The following is a 16,750-nucleotide window of genomic DNA, read 5'->3' on the forward strand; positions in this document are numbered from 1 at the left end:
CGGGCCCGCAACCCCGGCGCCGCACGGCGCGTCGCTCGGGTCGACCTCCTCCCAGATACCGCCGCTAGCTCGCGATGGCCGCCCTCGGCGGCCCGGGGCTCTGCGGTGCCTTCACCAGAACCGGCCGACGAGCCCCGCCCCGCCGAGCCCAGGCCCGAGGATCGGCGCGGCCGAGAGCTCGAGCATCGGGCCGCCCGTGCGCGCGGGCGCGGGGTCCGTGCGCGCGGGCAGCGGCGGCGGGTTCGGCGTGTCGAACGCGTAGAACACGAAGCCGCCGAGGGCGAACGCCGCGGCCGTGCCGAACAGGCCGACGGTCGCGTTCGCGAGCTCGTCGCGCGTGTCGAGGTGATCCCGGTAGTCGCCCAGCTCCTTCTCCGAGATCCCCTGCTCCGCGCGCTTCTCGGCGATCTCGCGCGCCTGGTCCTCTTCCTCGAGGCCCGAGGCCAGCGTCAGCACGCCGACGCCGGCGGACAGGATTCCCACCGCGACGAGGCCATAGGACATCTTCCGCTGGAAGGAGCTCGTGAGGCCCACCTCGATGACGAGGCGCTCGCCGCGGCGAAGCGACAGCTCGCGAGAGAACGGCCCGTGGCCGTTCTTCGTGGCGACGAAGAACCGCTTGCCCGGGGCGACCTGGAGGAGCGGCAGCGGCGTCGTGCCGACGAAGCGCCCGTCCAGAGTGACCTGCGCGCCGACGGGGGCCTTCACCTGGAGGAGCGCCGGCCGCTCGCGCAGCTCCCGGTCGATCCCGAGGATGTCCCCCTCGATCGCGACCACCTCGCGCAGCTCGTCGATGTGGCCGTCGGCCGTGATCTTGATCCGGTGCTTGCCCGGCTGCACCTCGGCCATCAGCGGCACGTCGGCCAGCGCGCCGCCGTCGATGGATACGCGAGCCCCCGCTGTCGGCGAGGTGACGTTGATGCGGGTCCGCGGCCTGACGTCGGGCGGCGCCGCCTCGGGCGCGGCGGGCGACGACGAAGCGCTCGCCTCGAGGCGCGCGGCGATCACCCCGAGCTCGCTCAGGGCCTCGGTCGCGTCCGCGCGGCGCCCGCCCTGCGGGACCTGCTCCAGATAGCGCCGGTAGTTCGCGACGGCGGCCCGCAGCGCCTCGGGGCTCTGCTCGACCACGTACAGGCGCCGGTAGGCCTGGGCCAGCGAGAACAGGAGGGCAGGGCGCGGCGCCTTCCTGTACGCCGCCTCGAACGACTGCACCGCATCGCGGTACCGTGTCGCGGCGTAGGCCTGGGCGCCGGCGTTGTAGAGCGCCTTCGCCTGCTCGATGTCCTCCTCCGCCGAGGCCGCGCTCGGCGCGAGCGCGGTCGCCGCGAAGGCCATGAGCACGACGCACAGCGAGGTCTTCATCGGCGGTTCGGGACTCCTTCGTGGACGCGGAGCGCGCCGTCGCTGAGCACCGCGAGATCGTCGACCCCATCGCCGAGGACGTCGCACGTCGCGATCGCGGAGCCGCCGGGGATGCCGTCCAGCTTGCGGAGCTGGTGCTGGCCGAGATCATGGCAGCCCGCCGCGCCGTCGCCGCACACGTCGAGCGCGTAGGCCGCGCTGCGCGTGAGCACGACGAGCGACCTTCCCATCCCGTCGTCGACGCGGGCGAAGTCGGCGCTGGTGACCTCGCTCGCCAGGTCCTCGAGGCTGGGGTCGGGTACCTCGAGCTCGATCGGCGCGTCGAGCGCCCCCTCGCCCGTGTTCCAGAAGACGGCGAGCCGGCTCGCCGTGATCGTTCGCGTCCCTGGCGCCAGCTCGTACGCGACGCCCACGACGTCCGCGTGGCCGTCGCCGTCCATGTCGCCGGCGCGGAGCCCCCCGTACAGCGTGTGAGGCGCGGGCGAGAAGGCCGCCTCCGGCGCCTCGAAGGCGCCGCTCGCGCCGCGGCGCACGAGGGTGACCGCGCCGGCCAGGGCCGGCGTCCCCGGCTCCGCTGCCGCGTCTTCCTCCTCGACCTCGATCGCCAGCGAGAGGACGAGCTCATCGGTTCCATCGCCGTCGAGATCGACGGCGACCCCATCCAGCGCCCACGCGGGCTCCCGGGAGGGAACGAGCTCCGCGGGGAGCGAGACGCGGTGCTTGGCCTCGTCGACCATGGCGATGGCGCCCGAGTCGACCGCCGGCAAGAGCCAGAGCTCGGCCGAGCCCCGGGAGGAGCCAGGGCTCGGAGGAGCGATCGTCAGCGAGGCGACCTCCGCCCGATCGCCCCCGAAGCGGCCGGCGATGCTCCTCACGGCGCGCAGCTCGCCTGCCTGCCGCACGTCGCCCGAGCGGACGAGCGGCAACGGCGGCAGCAGCGACCGCGAGCTGCTGCCCTCGATGAGGCTGAACGCGACGTCGCCGCCGTGCGAGAAGAGCACGCTGATGTCGTCCACGGCGTCGTCCGGCTCTGGAAGCCGCACCGCCGCGATGTCGAGGAGCCCCTCGAAGGCGCCGAGCCGCACCGGCGGCTCCGGCGCCTTCATGTACCGGCCGAAGCAGACGGCCAGCGTCGGGTGCTCCGCGCTCGACAGCGAGCTCCCGGCGCTCTCGGCGAACGAGAGGTCCGGCAGGAGATCGCCGTCGAAGTCGCCCACGACGAAGCTCGAGACGTTGCCCAGCGTCGGGATCTTGAGCTCGTTGAGCTTGAAATCGGAGGCCTGCGCGCCGGGGACGCCGTTGAAGAACGTCAGATCCGTCGCGTCGGCGGAGCCGACGACGACGTCGGGCGCGCCGTTGCCGGTCAGGTCTGCGATCACCGCGCTGGTCCAGCGCCGGCCGTTCGCCGGCGCGAGCCGGTCGAACTCGACCTGGTAGGGAGGAGACGGCCGGGCGTTTCCGAGCCTCACGGCGTCGGGGTCCACGATGTCGATCACCCCGTCGCCGTTGAGATCGCCGATCGCGACGGGGGCCCCGAAGCCGGGCAAGCGCCCGGAGCTCATGTCGCCCGCCGGGTACGAGAGATCGCCGTACGGCGCCATGCCGCCGAACGCGCCGCCGCCTGCGCCCTCCGCGACGTCGAGCTCGTAGCAAGGCGCGCCCGCGGGCAAGCGGGGGTCAGGCTGCGCGCACGTGGCGCCCACGAGCAGATCGAGGACGCCGTCGCCGCTCACGTCCCGGAGGAAGGCCGCGCCCGCGATCCGCGCGCCCGCCGGGAGCTCCACCGCGGTGTGCGCGCCGTCGTCCGGCGAGTAGATGTGCACGGCCGAGTCGTCCGCGAGGGCGACGACCACCTCGTGGAGCGGGCCGCCGCCGAGCTCCGCGCTCGCGAGCGGGCCGGCGACGTCGCGCAGCCCGCGCTGCCGATCGATGAACGACAGCCGGCCGCTCTCCGCCCCCTGCACGACGGCGATGACATCCTCCGGCGCCGCCCCACGCGTGTCGGTCCCGACGACCAGGGCGACCCACGTCTGTCCGTCCTCGCGCGTGCTGCCGACGGGCAAGAGCCGCGCGCCGCGGAGGGTCGTCGTCTCGGACGCCGCGCCGAGCAGCGAGCCCAGGCGAAACACCGACGCGAGCACGGGGACCGGCGCGAACGTGCGGCCCGGCTCGCCGCTCAGGATCGCCACGCCAGGCCCCACGCTGAGCGCGATGTCCGTCGTCTCGTCGTCGGTGAGGCGCGCGAGCGCGGGCGTGTCCCCTGCCGAGGGGATCGACACCTGGGTCCCCACGGTGCTGTTCGCATCGAAATAGAGCGCCTCGAGGCTCGTCGAGCCGACGCCCACGAGGTCGCCGCGGCCGTCGCCGTCGAGATCACCCGTGATCAGCCGCTGCGCGCCGAGCGGCAGCGCGGCGCCGAGCGGCTTGAAATTGCCCGTGGAGACGCGGCACACGCCGTCGACCCCGCAGCCCCACCCGCTCGGGCACATGAGGTCCACGTCGTTGCACACGAAGCGGCACTCGTTCTCGCTTCCGCGCGGGTTGCACCAGGTCGTCGAGGTCGCGCCCTGCGCGTCCTGCGTCTTCACCTCGCAGGGCTCGCGCGCCTCGAAGCAGTCGCAGTCCTCGTTGCGCGACGGCTCGATGACGCCGTTGCCGCACACGCCCGGGGAGATCTCGCCGAGCTCCACGCACCCGGCGGAGCCGGCGGCCGCGACGAGCAGCGCCGCGGCCCCCCCGATCGCGCGCACGTATCGCCTGAAGCCGGGCCGCGCGCGCATGCTCACTGGAACGGGTTTTCCAGGTCGCCCTTCCTGACGGCGCCCCTCGCGGTCGACGCCGCCCTCTTCAACGACACGGCGATCGCGCCGTCCGCTTCGGCCGGGACCTCCTGCGCCTGCTCCTGGTACCCGGGCGCCTTGAAGGTGAGCGTCACGGCGCGCCCGCGCGGCAGGCGCAGCGGCCCCGGCGCCTTGCCGACGAGCTTGCCCTCGCTCCACACCTCGAGCTCCTTCGGCGTCGCCTGGATCCGGAGCTCGACGTCGGGCGGCGCCGCGTCGGCGCTCGCCGCGGCTGCGGCGGTCGCCTCCAGCGGCGGAGACGGCGCGTCCGACTCCGGCGTGGCAGCGGCGACGGCGGAAGCCGGCAGGACCGGCGCGACCAGCGCGGCCTCCGTCCTCGGCATCGCCGCCGCCGACGCGGGCGCGCGCGGGGCGTCGGCCCCCGGCTCGCTGTGCCCGAGGTGCAGCGTGAGCGCCGCGGCCGCGCCGACGCCGAGGACGGCGACCGCCGTGAGCGCCGCTCTCCGCCGCGACGCCGTGGCCGGCGTGCTCTCCAGGTTGCTCGGCAGCGATCCCTGCAGCAACGTCTCGTTCCCGTGCAGCCCCGAGCTCGCTTCCGCGGCGGGGCCGCGCTGCGTCGGCGCGAGCCCAGCGTCCAGCGCCTCCACGGCGGCGCCGCGCGCGCGGCGCCGCGCGGCGGCCTCGCCGGCGCCTCGCCCGACGGCGGCGTCGCTCGCCCGCAGAAGGCCACCGGGCAGCTCGTACCCCGCGCCGCGCGCGGCCTCCACGAGCGCCGCGGTCGCCTCGAGCAGCGACGCCGGGCGGCTCGCGGGCTCCTTCTCGAGCATCCGCAGGAGCGGCGCGTCGAGCGCCGGCGAGAGGTGCGTCGCCACGGTCGACACAGGGGGCGCCGCCTCCGACGTGTGCTTGATCAGGAGGTCGAACGCGTTCTCGCCGTCGAACGGCGGCGCGCCGGCGAGCAGCTCGTGCGCGAGGATCCCGAACGAGTAGATGTCCGTCCGGTGATCGACGTTCTTGCCGCGGCACTGCTCGGGGGACATGTAGAGCGGCGTCCCGATCAGGTGCCCCGTCCGCGTCTTGTGCACGGCGCTCGAGGACTCGCCGAGCAGCTTGGCGATGCCGAAATCGAGCAGCTTCGGGAAGATCGCGCCGTCCTCGTCGAAGACCAGGAACACGTTCTCGGGCTTGAGGTCACGGTGCGCGATGCCCGCCGCGTGCGCTGCGTCGAGCGCGCGCGCGATCTTGACGAGGATGGGCAGCGCCTCGGCGGGCGGGAGGCGCCCGCGCTTGCGGCGGTAGGCGTCGAGGGTCATCCCCTCGAGCAGCTCCATCACGTAGTAGTGCCGGCCGTCCTCGAGGGCGCCGAACGAGAAGATGTCGATGATGTTGCGGTGCCTGATCTGGTTCACGGCCCGCGCCTCCGCGACGAAGCGGGAGACGAGCTGCGGGTTCGCGGAGCACTGGCGGCTCAGGACCTTGATGGCCGCCGCCTTGCCGATGACGGGGTGGATCGCGCGGTAGACCGTGCCGAAGCCCCCTGCCCCGATCTTGGCCTCGACGCGGTACTCGCCGACCGGCGTTCCCGGCGCGAGCTCTGGATCGGCGCCGGGCGGCGCGGGCTCCGCCGCGAGCGTCTCGGCGTTCGTCGCGCAGGCAGCAACGCCGTCCGCATGCTCGGTTCGGCACGTAGGGCATGTCGACATGAGGAAACCACGGAGAGCGTACACGGGGAGCCTGACGCAGCCCAGAGCCCCCGAGCGTCGCAAACCGGCGAGCGCTCTGTGCTCCGGCCTCCGGCGGGCGGGCGCAGCGTGAAGCGTCCCTTCGGCGCCGCGTCGAGGCCCGTCCTCGCCGCCCCGCGCGGCGCGAGGCGCGCGCCGGAGGTTTGACCACCTCGCTGCGCCGAGCAGGAGAGCCTCTGGCATTGTCTCACATGGGGTGTTGCCCTACAGGGCCCCGCGAGCCATGCATGCCGTGCGGCGCGATCGATGGAGGCACGGGCCCTCGTGCTGCTGAAGCTCGCGCTTGTGGGCGCGTCGGTGCTGCTCTCCTCGCTGGCGGCGCGCCGCTTCGGCCACGCGGTGGGCGGCACGATCGCCGGGCTGCCGATGATCGTGGGACCGATCATGGGCTTCGTGCTCCTGCAGGAGACGCCCGCCCACGCGGGCGCGATCGCGCTCGCGACGCTGGTGTGCCTCCCGGCCACGATCGTTCATGTGCTCACCTTCGCCTGGTGTGCGCGGTGGGGGCGGCGCTGGGGTGTGGCGCTGCTCGCCGCCAACGCGGCCTTCCTGTCGGTGGGGGCGGCGCTGCTCGCGCTGCGGTTGCCCCCGCCGCTGGCGTGCGCCGCGGCGCTTTTGTCGCCTGCCATGGGCGCGCTCGCCTTGCCGCGCCTGCGCGAGCCGCCCGCGGCGGTGACCATTCCGCGCGTAGAGCTCGCCTGCCGGGTGGTCGCGGCGATGGCCATGGCCTGGTGCATCGTGCGCAGCGCTGGCGCCGCGCCGGCGGGCGTGAGCGGCCTGCTGCTCGCGATCCCGATCACCGGCAACGTCCTGCCGTGCTTCACCCTGCCCCGGCACGGCGCGGCCGCCACGGTGGCCCTTCTCGCGGGCTTCGTGCGCGGCCTGCTCGGCTTCGCCTCGTTCTTCGCGGCGCTCTACGTGGGGCTCGCGTGGTTGTCCCCGGCGGCCGCCTATGGACTCGCGTGGCTGTGCGCGCTGCTCGCGGCGCTGGCGCTGCGCAGGGCGAATGCGTCCCCCAGGCCTACGCGCGATTGCACCCCGACGCGCCTGGAACGGCGGAGGACGGCCTCAGCATGGTTATGGCCGACACGACGTTCTTGAGCAGCGGCCTTGTCTCGTGGTCCGCTCAGGACGCCTTCGTCCCCTGCTCTCTTCCAGCAGTCGGCGCAGGGGCCTGCACCGGGATCCGCCTCGGCTGCGTCTCCGGCGTCTTGGGCACGGTGACGGTCAGGCCCCCGTCCTTCAGAGCAGCCGTCGCCCTCTCGGCGTCGACGCCCGCAGGCAAGGTGAAGCTCCGGCTGAAGCTGCCATAGGAGCGCTCGCACGAGAAATAGGTCTCCTTCTCCTCGCGTCTCTCCTCCTCGCGCTTCCCGCTCACGGCCAGCCGACAGGTGCTCATCGAGCACCTCGATGTTGCCGGGATCGACGCGCTCACGGCGGAGGACGGGGAGAGCGCGCTGGCGCTGCTCCGCCGCGAGAGCCCCGATCTCATCCTGCTCGACGTCATGATGCCGAACGTGAACGGCTTCGAGGTCTGTCGCCGGCTGAAGGACAACCCGGCCACCCGGGACATTCCCGTCATCTTCGTGCCCAGCCTCACGGACACGGCCCATGAGATCATGGGCTTCGAGGTCGGGGGCGTCGATTACGTGACCAAACCCTTTCAGCATGATGAGCTGCTGACCCGCGTGACGACGCACCTGTCCCTGCCGACAAAGCCGCCCATGTCTATCAGCAGCGCATCGCTCATCTGATGGCCAACGGCGCTCCTGCCGACTGGACCGGTGTCGAGATCGTCACGGGAAAATGAGGCGTCCCGTCCAGCGGACGAGCATGGACTGACGGCAGTTGTAGAGTCATTGCCTCTCATGTAATCTCGCGCCCGGAGCCGAGGCCGCATGGAACAGCACGAGCCCAAATCCAGGGTTCTGGTCGTCGATGACAACGAACAGAACCGCGCTCTGGCCCAGGCCACGCTCGAGGACGATGGCTACGAGGTCGTGCTCGCCGTCACGGGCGAGGAGGGAATCGAGCAATTCCAGCGCCACAAGCCCGATTGCGTGCTCCTCGACGTGCGGATGCCGGGGATGGACGGGTTCGCCGTGTGCGCACGGATCCGCGGCCTGCCCGAGGGCGCGAGCACGCCGATCGTCTTCTTGACGGCGCTCCGCGACGTCGACACGTTCGACAGCGCGCTGCGCGCCGGCGGCGACGACTTCCTGACGAAGCCGATCCGCCCGTCGGAGCTGCTCGTGCGGGTCCAGGCCGCCCTGAGGCTGCGCCGGCTCGGCGCGGAGCTGCGCGAGCACGTCGAGCTCGTCCGGCACCAGCGCGACACGCTGATGCGCCTCCAGCTCCAGAAGGAGCGGCTCATGGCGTTCGTCGTGCACGATCTGAAGAACCCGGTGAGCAGCATGGACCTGCACGCGCAGTTCCTGCTCCGGGACCGAGCGCTCTCGGAGCAGGCGCGCGACTCCGCGCGGCACGTCCGCGACCAGGCGCGGGCCCTGCTGCGGCTCATCTACAACCTGCTCGACATCAGCAAGAGCGAGGAGGGGAGGCTCGCCCCCGAGCGAGCGAGCGTCGATCTCCGCGCGCTCGTCCTCGAGGTGTTCGCCGCGCTCGACCTGCGCGCGAGCTCCCGGTCGCTCTCGCTGCGCGAGGCCGTCGAGGTGCCCGCCGTCAGGGCCGACCCGGACCTGCTCCGCCGCACGCTCGAGAACCTCCTCGAGAACGCGATCCTCCACGCCCCGGCCGGGACCGCGGTGACCGTGGGCGCCGCGAAGCGCGGCGCTCACGTGGAGATCTGCGTCGCGGACGCGGGGCCGGGCATCCCCGCCGAGATGCGCGCGCAGGTGTTCGATCGCTTCGTCCAGCTCGGAGGCGACGCTCCGGCCCTCCACCGCGCCGGCCGCGGCCTGGGGCTCGCGTTCTGCAAGATGGCCGTCGAGGCGCACGGCGGCGACATCCGGATCGAGGACAACGCCCCTGGCGCCGTGTTCTGTGTGAGGCTCCCCGATGACACATGAGATCTCCTCCGTCGAACGCCTGTCAGCACCCGAGCAGGCGCCCCATGGGCCTGGCGCTCGCCAGCTCGACGACAGCACGTTCCGCATGCTCATCGACGCGGCGCCCGACGCCATGGTGGTCGTCGACGAGCACGGACGTATCGTGTTCGTCAACGTCCAGACCGAGCGGATGTTCGGTTACACGCGCGGCGGGCTCATCGGGCAGGCGATCGAGATCCTGCTCCCGGAGCGATTCCAGCGGTCTCATGTCGCGAACCGCTCGGCGTTCATCGCCGCGCCCAGGGCGCGCCCCATGGGGTCGGAGCTGGAGCTGTTCGGCCGCCGGAGGGACGGCAGCGAGTTCCCGGTCGAGATCAGCCTCAGCCCGCTGACGACCGAGGGGGGCACGCTCTTCTCGAGCGCCATCCGCGACATCAGCGACCGCAAGCGCCTGGAGGCCGTGGCGCAACGCACGAGCGACCTCCTGCGGAGCGCGGTGGAGAGCTTCCAGGGCGCGTTCGCCGTGTTCGACGCGCAGGACCGGCTCGCGCTCTGCAACAGCGTATACCGGCACTGGCTCGGCGCGCGGGTGAACGGCCCCATGATCGGGCGGAGCTATGACGAGATCGTCGGTGAGGGCCTCGCCGCGGGGCTGTTCGCCCTCGGCGGCGAGCCTCCGGCCGCCTTCCGCGAAAGGATGCTCGCCTACCACGCGGAGCCGGATGGCACGCTGGATCTCTGCACGAGCGACGGGCGCAGCCTGCGCGCGACCGAGCGCCGCACGGCCGAGGGCGGGACGGTATGCACCCTCTGGGACATGACCGGCGACGTGCATCGCGAGGAGGAGCTGCGCAAGGCGCGAGGCATCGCCGAGGCCGCGAGCTCCGCGAAGAGCGAGTTCCTCGCCTCGATGAGCCACGAGCTCCGCACGCCGCTCAACGCGATCCTCGGATTCGCGCAGCTCTTGCACCGCGACAGGAAGACGCCGCTCACCGATCGCCAGAAGGAGCGGATAGAGCACGTCCTCAAGGGCGGCGAGCACCTGCTCAAGCTCATCGACGACATCCTGGATCTCTCGCGCATCGAGGCGGGCCGCGTCACGGTGTCGATCGAGCCGGTGAACGTCCCCGAGGTGCTGGTCGAGGTGAAGGCGACGCTCGACCCGATGGCCCGGCGCGCCGGGATCGAGATCGCGCTCGCGCCCCTCCCCGCGGAGCTCCCGAAGATCACGGCGGATCGCACGCGCTTCGCGCAGATCCTCATGAACTACGGCTCGAACGCGATCAAGTACGGCCGCAGGGGGGGCCGCGCCACGATCGCGGTGTCGATGCCCGAGGACGGGGTCGTGAAGATCTGCGTGATCGACAACGGCATCGGCATCCCCCAGGAGCAGCACGCGAAGATCTTTCAGCCCTTCCAGCGCGCCGGCCAGGAGACGGGGCCGATCGAGGGGACCGGGATCGGCCTCGCCATCACGAAGCGGCTCGCGGAGCTCATGGGCGGCGGCGTCGGCTTCGCCAGCATACCGGGTGAAGGGTCCGAGTTCTGGATCGAGCTCCCGGCGCACCAGGAGCCGCCGGCGGTCGCCGCCCCGGCGCAGCCGGATGCGCGCCTGGAGGCGTCGCCGCTCGCCGGGCCCGGCGGCGTCCGCCATTCGGTCCTGTACGTCGAAGACAACCCGTCGAACATCGCGTTCATGGAGGAGCTCATCTCGGAGTTCGAGCGCGTCCACCTGATCACCGCGCCGAACGCCGAGATCGGCATCGAGCTCGCGCGCTCGCGGCAGCCCGAGGTCGTCATCATGGATATCAACCTCCCCGGGATGAGCGGCTACGAGGCCATGCGCAAGCTCGAGGAGTGGCCGGAGACGCGCGACATCCCCGTGATCGCGCTCAGCGCGGCGGCGATGGCCCGGGATACCCACCGCGCCGAGCAGGCCGGGTTCTATCGGTACCTGACCAAGCCGGTGAGGGTCGACGAGCTGACCACCGTCCTCGAGCAGCTCCTCCTCCGGCCGTAGCGCGCCGAGGCGCGCTCACGCCATGCGCCCGGACGCGCCGCTCTGCGACGAACGCGCGATAGACAGGATCCGCAGCGAAGAGGGCTCCACATGATCGACGACACGGTATTCAAGGGCGGCGTGAACACCGTGCGCCGGCGCGGCGACAGGGTGCACCGGCCCGCGACGTCGGCGGCGCCTGCCGTCCACCGGTTGCTGCGGCACCTCCGGGCGGCGGGCTTCGACGCGGCGCCGGAGCCGCTCGGATACGACGACGAGGGGAACGAGGTGCTGTCGTACCTCGATGGCGACGTGCACAACCCGCTCCCGGCCGAGCTGCGCACTCCCGAGCTCCTGACGTCCGCCGCTACCCTGCTGCGACGCTTCCACGACGCGAGCGCGACGTTCGTCCCGGGGCCGGACGATCGGTGGCAGCTCCCGCCCCGCTCGCCTGCCGAGGTGATCTGTCACGGCGACCTCGCGCCCTACAACTGTGTCGTCCGCGGCCGCCGGGTCGTCGGCTTCATCGATTTCGATACCGCTCATCCGGGCCCGCGCCTCTGGGACGTGGCGTACGCGGTCTACCGTTTCGCGCCGCTACACGCGCCGAGCAACCCGGACAGCGCCGGCAGCCCCGAGGACCAGGCGCGGCACGCAGCGCAGTTCTGCCGCGCCTATGGCCTCGCGCCAGGGCCCCTGTTGCTCGACACCGTGGCCGACCGGCTCGCGGCGCTGCTCGCGTCCATGCGCGCGCGGGCTGCGGCCGGCGACGTCGCATCCCAGGCGCACATCGCGGCCGGGCACCCTGCGCTGTACGAAGACGACATCCGCAACCTGCGGGCGCAGCGTGATCGGCTGCTGCGGGCGTTCACCCCGTGAGGGGCCGACGCACCCGCCGGCCTTCGAGGGACCCGAGGGAGCCGGGCGCGAAGGCCAGGCCTTTGCGCTGCTTCACGGGCAGCGTATGCTGCCGCCGTCGGCGCCCACCTGGCCGTGGCGGGCTGGGGCGATCGGTCTCCTTCCAAGAGATCAGAAGCCGTCGTCCTCCCAGGCCCGTACTGCATATCGCCAGCGTGTAGGCGCCGGCGCTCTCTCCGCGCCCGCGTCCCCGTCGAGATCCCATCCTCTCGTCCCCTCCCCTGCCACCGGCCATGAGCAAGACGAAGGAGGCGATCCTCAGCGACCGGAACGAGATCTCGGACGCCGTGCGCGACGACGTGAAGGGCACCGCCGCCCGCTACGGCGTGGAGATCGTCCGCGCCGACGTGAAGGACCTCGTCTTCCCCGGCAACCTCCGCGAGATCATGAATCAGGTGCTCGAGACCGAGCGGCGCGCCGAGGCCAAGGTGATCCAGGCGCGCAAGGACGCCGAGGCGCTCCGTATCCAGGGGCTCAAGCCCGAGGGGATGCTCTGCGACGGCGGCGAGCGGAAGTCCTAGCCACCGTCGACCCCCGACGGGCCATCGAGCGACCCGAGAGCGCGGCGGGCCACCGCCCGCACGGCGGCGTCTGGATCGCGCTCGGCGAGCCCCACGAAGCGCTCCTCCGCGCGGAACGCGAGGCCGGCCGCCAGGAATGGTATCTTAACACACGCGGTGGAGCTCACGTTCAGGGCGGTCGCGAGGCCTGCGCATATCGCACCTTCCTCTCCTCGGCGCGTCGATCACACCACGTTGTCATCCAGGCTCAGCCCGCTCGCCGGCGGTCGTTCCGATCTGCGACGAGGCCAATTTCGCTCGACGAGACCGCGCTCGATCGGCGTAGCGTGGCTGTATGACCCAAAGGCGCGATCATGCCCTCTCCTGCACGACGCTCTTGCTCATCGCGTGTGGACTGGCCGGCTGCGGCAAGGCCTCCACGCCGCCCGCGGCCGCCCCCGAGCCGCTCGCACCTCTCACGTTCCGGCGATCGGCGGACGACATCATCCTCGCCGCGAAGCTGCCGCCCGAGACCGCGCCCCGCGCATCGCTCGAGATCCACCGCCTCGACGCGTACGCCGCGTGCAACGCGGCGCAGGTGCGCCTCTCCGCCAGCGTGAGCGCGCGCGCGGACGCGGGGCCGAGCGCGCTCACGCTGTCGAGCCTCGTCATCGGCGGCCTGGGGCTCGCGGGCGGCATCGCCACCACCGCGCTCGCCGCGGGCATCGAGGCCCCGCCGATCCCGGCGGGCACGCCGTCGGTCCCGGACGCGGAGCCGCCGGACGTGGAGGGCAAGACGGGCGTGATCGTCGCGGGCGTCGTCACGGGCGTCGTCGTCGTGGGGGCGGTCGTCGGGACGCTCCTGCTCGTCGGCGGCGACGACGACGACGACGAGGATCGCAAGCACAAGCTCGATCTCGGCGCCGGCGGCGCGGGGGGCCTCCGCGACGCCATCCGCGCCTTCGAGGCCGCGTGCCCGGACGAGCCGCCCGAGGACGTCCTCGCCGCGTGCATCGACAGGGCGCGCGCCCTCCGCAAGACCTGCGCAGCCCGGTGAGGCGGGCTCCGCCGGCGGCTCAGCGCGCGAGCACGTCGAGGAAGCGCTCCTCGTGGAACCCGACCGAGATCCGCGTGTTCGTGCCCTCCATGGCGCGCGCCCCCCATTCGCCCTTCTCGCGGTAGATCTCGACCTCGACGAAGTCGCAGACGCGCTCGTCGAGCGCGCAGGCGGCCGCCACGAGATCGTGCATCGCCTTGCCCACGCCCTTGTCTGCCAGGTACCGATCGAGCGCGTCGATCATCCTCGTCAGGCCGCTCCGCGGCGATCGCCCGGAGACCCGGCGGTTCAGCGCCTCGCGCATGGCCTCGGTATAGACGACCCCGTGACATACATTCTTCGAGACGAACCTGCGCTCTCCGATCTGCGGTGAGGCGAGCAGCGCGAGCGTCTCCCGGGGCGCGCCGCCGGGGTTATAGCTCGGGCAGGTGAGGCGCCCGCGGAACTTCTCGAGCGGCTCGGCGACCAGGTTGTCGCCCGCGAAGCCGCCTTGCTGGACCCAGCGAGCGAGCCGGAGCCCGGGGACATCCTTGAACGCCTTGCCGATGTTCTTGGGCGCGGCCCCGACGAGCACCGTGGCGTCCGGCTCGCGGAGCAGCTCGGCGAGCAGCGCGGGGCCGCCCGCGACCTCGCCGACCGGGTGCTCCAGGATGCCGGGGCCGTAGCACGCCTGGTGGAAGCCGGAGACCCGCGCCTTCTTGCCCTCGCTCGTCGCCCACCACGCGGGGCCGTGCAGCGCGCCGATCGGGACCTCCGCCCGCCCGCAGCGATCCAGCCCCCAGCGGACCAGCCGGCACTGATCCTCGGAGCCGGGCGTGACGAGCACGCCGCGCAGCTCGACGTCGGGGTGATCGGCGAGCCAGAGCAGCGTCATGAAATCATCCGGGTCCGCGGTCTCCATCTCGAAGATCATGCGCTTCACGCCGCACCTCCATGCCATCGCGCCGCAGAGCAAAATTGAATAGACTCGATCCGAGCGGGCAGCCGGAGAGACGACCGGCCGCCCGCCGGAGCCAGCGCTCGACCCGCGCAGCCGCGCGCGGTCAGGCCGCACGACCCCGAGGAGCGAATGAAACGCATACACCTGTTCGAGATAGAGGATTTCAGCTGGTTTCCCGGGTGGCTACGGGCCTGCATGACACGCCTCATCGTGGTCATGCACAGGGCGCTGGGCACGCGCGAGGCGCTGGTCGAGCTGATCGCCAGAGCATTGAAGGAGTCGAACACATCGAACATCGTCGACCTCTGCTCCGGGAGCGGCGGGCCGATGATCGACGTCGTGCGGACCCTGCGCGAGAAGCCCGGGTTCGAGGGCATCCAACTGACGCTCACGGACCTGTACCCGAGCATGGAAGCGGCGGAGCTCATCAACAACCAGGAAGGGAGCAACGTATCCTACCGGACGAGCCCGGTGGACGCCACGAAGATCGACGGCGAAGTAGCTGGTTCCACGGGTGTCGCGGGTCTCGCGGGTCTCCGGGGTCTCACGGGTCTCCGAACAATGGTCAGCAGCTTTCATCACATGAGGCCGGACGACGCGAGGAAGATACTGGAGTCGGCCCAGAGGAGCAGGCAGCCCATCTGTATATTCGAGATCAGCGACAACAGTCATCCGCTGTTCCTCGGGTGGCTCGCCCTCCCGATCAACTTCGTGATGTGCCTCCTCATCACACCCCTGGCGAGGCCCATGACCCTGCGGCAGCTCGTCTTCACCTATATCGTTCCGATCATCCCGCTGTGCTTCGCATGGGACGGGGCGGTCTCGAACGCGAGGACCTACACGCTCGATGACCTCGATGAGCTGTTGAGCGGGCTCCGGGACGAAGATTACCGATGGGAGAAGGGAGTGATCGGCGGGAGAGCGAAGAAGCTCTATCTGCTCGGCATTCCTACCCGCGACGCCGGCGCCGGCGCCGGCGGCTGAGCCGCTCCGACGCGGACGAACCGGTACGTACCGGTCGTACAGATCGCCGGAGTTCGCGCGGCGAGCGTCGCCTGAGGCGGTATGTCCCCCTCGTGCGTTCCGACGATTGGAGTAAGGCCATGCCTTCGTGCGCGTCGCGGATTGCACCCTACTATTCGCGTGCGGTCATCGATCTACCTTGTCATGCGCAATCCCGGTATGCCTGTCCGGTTGCGGAGGGGAATACGATGGCTGACGCAAACGGAGCACTGAGCTCGCTGGATGACTTTATTGCACACTCCACGGAGATGCTGTTCGTCGCCGGAGGCGACGGCGCGCTGCTGCGATGGAGCGACGCGCTGGGCCAGACGATCGGGCCCGCGCTCGCGCAAGGAACCCCGTTGACCGAGCTCTTCCACCCGGAGGACCGCAGCGCGCTCACCACAAGGTGGGAGCAAGTACGCGAGAGCACGGCCCCCATTCACGTCCACGGCCGCGTCATGAGCGCGGAGCGCAGCTACAAACCGCTCGCCTGCGTCGTGCGCGGCGCGCACTCGGAGGGGCTGGTCTACGGCTCGTTCCGTGACGCGCCGGTCGGCGACGGCGCGCTCGACGAGCTGACCGAGCTGAGGGCACGGGACAGGATGCTCCGCGCCTTGATCAACGCTCTTCCGATAGCGATGTGGGCCGTCGATACCGACGGAACGTATCTCTACCATGAAGGCAAGGGGCTGGAGGCCGTCGGCCATCAACCTGGACAGCTCGTCGGCGCGAACATCTTTGACCTCTACGACGACGCCAGGGGCGCCGTCAGGCGCGCGCTGGCCGGCGACCCGGTGCACGGGCTGGCCGAGGCGCACGGCTGTGTATGGGAGAGCTGGATGGTCCCCCTCGCGGAGGAAGAGGGGCACGTCAGCACCGTCGTCGGGTTCTCGCTCGACGTGACGGAGGGGCAGCGCGCGCAGCAGTCCCTCCAGACGAAGCTCGACGTGATCGAGGCGCAGCAGCGGGTCATCCGGGAGCTCGCGGCGCCGATCATCGAGGTATGGGACGGCGTGCTGGCGCTGCCCATGATCGGCGTCGTCGACAGCGCGAGGACGGCCGACGCGATGGAGAGCTTGCTCGAGGCGATCTCGAGCCGCGGCGCGCGCTTCGCGGTCCTGGACCTCACCGGCGTGCAGATGGTCGACACGAAGGTCGCCGATCACCTGATCAAGCTCGTGCGGGCCATCCAGCTGCTCGGCGCCGAGGGGATCATCTGCGGCATCCGCCCGACGGTCGCGCAGACGATGGTGGCGCTGGGGCTCGACCTCAGCGCCATCGTGACCAAGGCCAACCTGCGGGCCGGCCTGATGCACTGCATGCGGCGTTTGACCGCCCGCCCGGCGCCGCCCACCCGCGACGTCGCCTGACACGACAGCGGAGGAGGAGGCACCCGGGAGCAGCGCCAGCGCTGGCGC

At 71.7% G+C, this 16,750-nt stretch carries 15 protein-coding genes; 9 read left to right on the top strand and 6 right to left on the bottom strand.

Features of this window, described 5'->3' with window-relative positions:
• Positions 1-111 precede the first annotated feature (111 nt).
• From WME73_RS27575 to WME73_RS27585, 3 genes are read right to left on the bottom strand one after another with little or no spacing between them, the layout of a single operon-like run.
• Complete coding sequence (locus tag WME73_RS27575) at positions 112-1,362, bottom strand: PEGA domain-containing protein (RefSeq protein WP_437911476.1); 1,251 nt, start codon at positions 1,360-1,362, stop codon at positions 112-114.
• Entirely contained in the window at positions 1,359-4,148 is a 2,790-nt protein-coding gene (locus tag WME73_RS27580) for an FG-GAP repeat domain-containing protein (RefSeq protein ID WP_437911477.1), read from the bottom strand. Before WME73_RS27580 ends, WME73_RS27575 begins: the two co-directional genes overlap by 4 nt.
• The gene (locus WME73_RS27585; protein WP_437911478.1) at positions 4,145-5,866 is read right to left on the bottom strand and encodes a serine/threonine-protein kinase; all 1,722 of its coding nucleotides are present in this window, start codon (positions 5,864-5,866) and stop codon (positions 4,145-4,147) included. The genes WME73_RS27580 and WME73_RS27585 overlap by 4 nt, the downstream gene beginning before the upstream one ends.
• Positions 5,867-6,151: 285 nt before the next feature.
• On the opposite strand from WME73_RS27585, the gene WME73_RS27590 reads away from it, so the two are divergent.
• Complete coding sequence (locus WME73_RS27590; RefSeq protein ID WP_437739376.1) at positions 6,152-7,006, top strand: hypothetical protein; 855 nt, start codon at positions 6,152-6,154, stop codon at positions 7,004-7,006.
• Positions 7,007-7,031: 25 nt separating this feature from the next.
• Here the strand turns inward: WME73_RS27590 and WME73_RS27595 are convergent, their stop codons facing one another.
• Positions 7,032-7,304, bottom strand: a complete 273-nt coding sequence (locus tag WME73_RS27595; protein ID WP_437911479.1) for an Hsp20/alpha crystallin family protein — start codon at positions 7,302-7,304, stop codon at positions 7,032-7,034.
• On the opposite strand from WME73_RS27595, the gene WME73_RS27600 reads away from it, so the two are divergent.
• The 5 genes from WME73_RS27600 to WME73_RS27620 all read left to right on the top strand — a co-directional run bounded on the left by WME73_RS27600 (position 7,297) and on the right by WME73_RS27620 (position 12,351).
• Positions 7,297-7,659: a response regulator gene (locus tag WME73_RS27600; protein ID WP_437911480.1), complete on the top strand. Its 363-nt coding sequence runs from the start codon at positions 7,297-7,299 to the stop codon at positions 7,657-7,659. The genes WME73_RS27595 and WME73_RS27600 overlap by 8 nt on opposite strands.
• A 144-nt stretch (positions 7,660-7,803) precedes the next feature.
• The gene (locus WME73_RS27605; protein ID WP_437911481.1) at positions 7,804-8,934 is read left to right on the top strand and encodes a hybrid sensor histidine kinase/response regulator; all 1,131 of its coding nucleotides are present in this window, start codon (positions 7,804-7,806) and stop codon (positions 8,932-8,934) included.
• The gene (locus WME73_RS27610) at positions 8,924-10,933 is read left to right on the top strand and encodes a PAS domain-containing hybrid sensor histidine kinase/response regulator (RefSeq protein ID WP_437739380.1); all 2,010 of its coding nucleotides are present in this window, start codon (positions 8,924-8,926) and stop codon (positions 10,931-10,933) included. Before WME73_RS27605 ends, WME73_RS27610 begins: the two co-directional genes overlap by 11 nt.
• 90 nt (positions 10,934-11,023) lie before the next feature.
• Entirely contained in the window at positions 11,024-11,791 is a 768-nt protein-coding gene (locus WME73_RS27615; protein WP_437911482.1) for a phosphotransferase, read from the top strand.
• A gap of 272 nt (positions 11,792-12,063) precedes the next feature.
• Complete coding sequence (locus WME73_RS27620; protein ID WP_437739382.1) at positions 12,064-12,351, top strand: SPFH domain-containing protein; 288 nt, start codon at positions 12,064-12,066, stop codon at positions 12,349-12,351.
• Here WME73_RS27620 and WME73_RS27625 read toward each other — a convergent pair.
• On the bottom strand, positions 12,348-12,518 hold the full coding sequence (locus WME73_RS27625; RefSeq protein ID WP_437911483.1) for a hypothetical protein: 171 nt from the start codon (positions 12,516-12,518) through the stop codon (positions 12,348-12,350). The genes WME73_RS27620 and WME73_RS27625 overlap by 4 nt on opposite strands.
• Before the next feature lie 167 nt (positions 12,519-12,685).
• Here WME73_RS27625 and WME73_RS27630 point away from each other — a divergent pair, with 167 nt between their 5' ends.
• Positions 12,686-13,387, top strand: a complete 702-nt coding sequence (locus tag WME73_RS27630; protein ID WP_437911484.1) for a transcriptional regulator — start codon at positions 12,686-12,688, stop codon at positions 13,385-13,387.
• Between the two features lie 19 nt (positions 13,388-13,406).
• On the opposite strand, the gene WME73_RS27635 is transcribed toward WME73_RS27630, so the two are convergent.
• Positions 13,407-14,309, bottom strand: a complete 903-nt coding sequence (locus WME73_RS27635; protein WP_437911485.1) for a nucleoside hydrolase — start codon at positions 14,307-14,309, stop codon at positions 13,407-13,409.
• Positions 14,310-14,456: 147 nt separating this feature from the next.
• Between WME73_RS27635 and WME73_RS27640 the strand changes: the two genes are divergently transcribed.
• Both WME73_RS27640 and WME73_RS27645 read left to right on the top strand, forming a co-directional pair.
• On the top strand, positions 14,457-15,311 hold the full coding sequence (locus WME73_RS27640; RefSeq protein ID WP_437911486.1) for a hypothetical protein: 855 nt from the start codon (positions 14,457-14,459) through the stop codon (positions 15,309-15,311).
• A gap of 227 nt (positions 15,312-15,538) precedes the next feature.
• Entirely contained in the window at positions 15,539-16,702 is a 1,164-nt protein-coding gene (locus WME73_RS27645) for a PAS domain-containing protein (protein ID WP_437911487.1), read from the top strand.
• The last annotated feature ends 48 nt before the right edge of the window (positions 16,703-16,750 follow it).

This window comes from Sorangium sp. So ce302, assembly GCF_051530145.1.
Lineage (GTDB): Bacteria > Myxococcota_A > Polyangia > Polyangiales > Polyangiaceae > Sorangium > Sorangium cellulosum_B.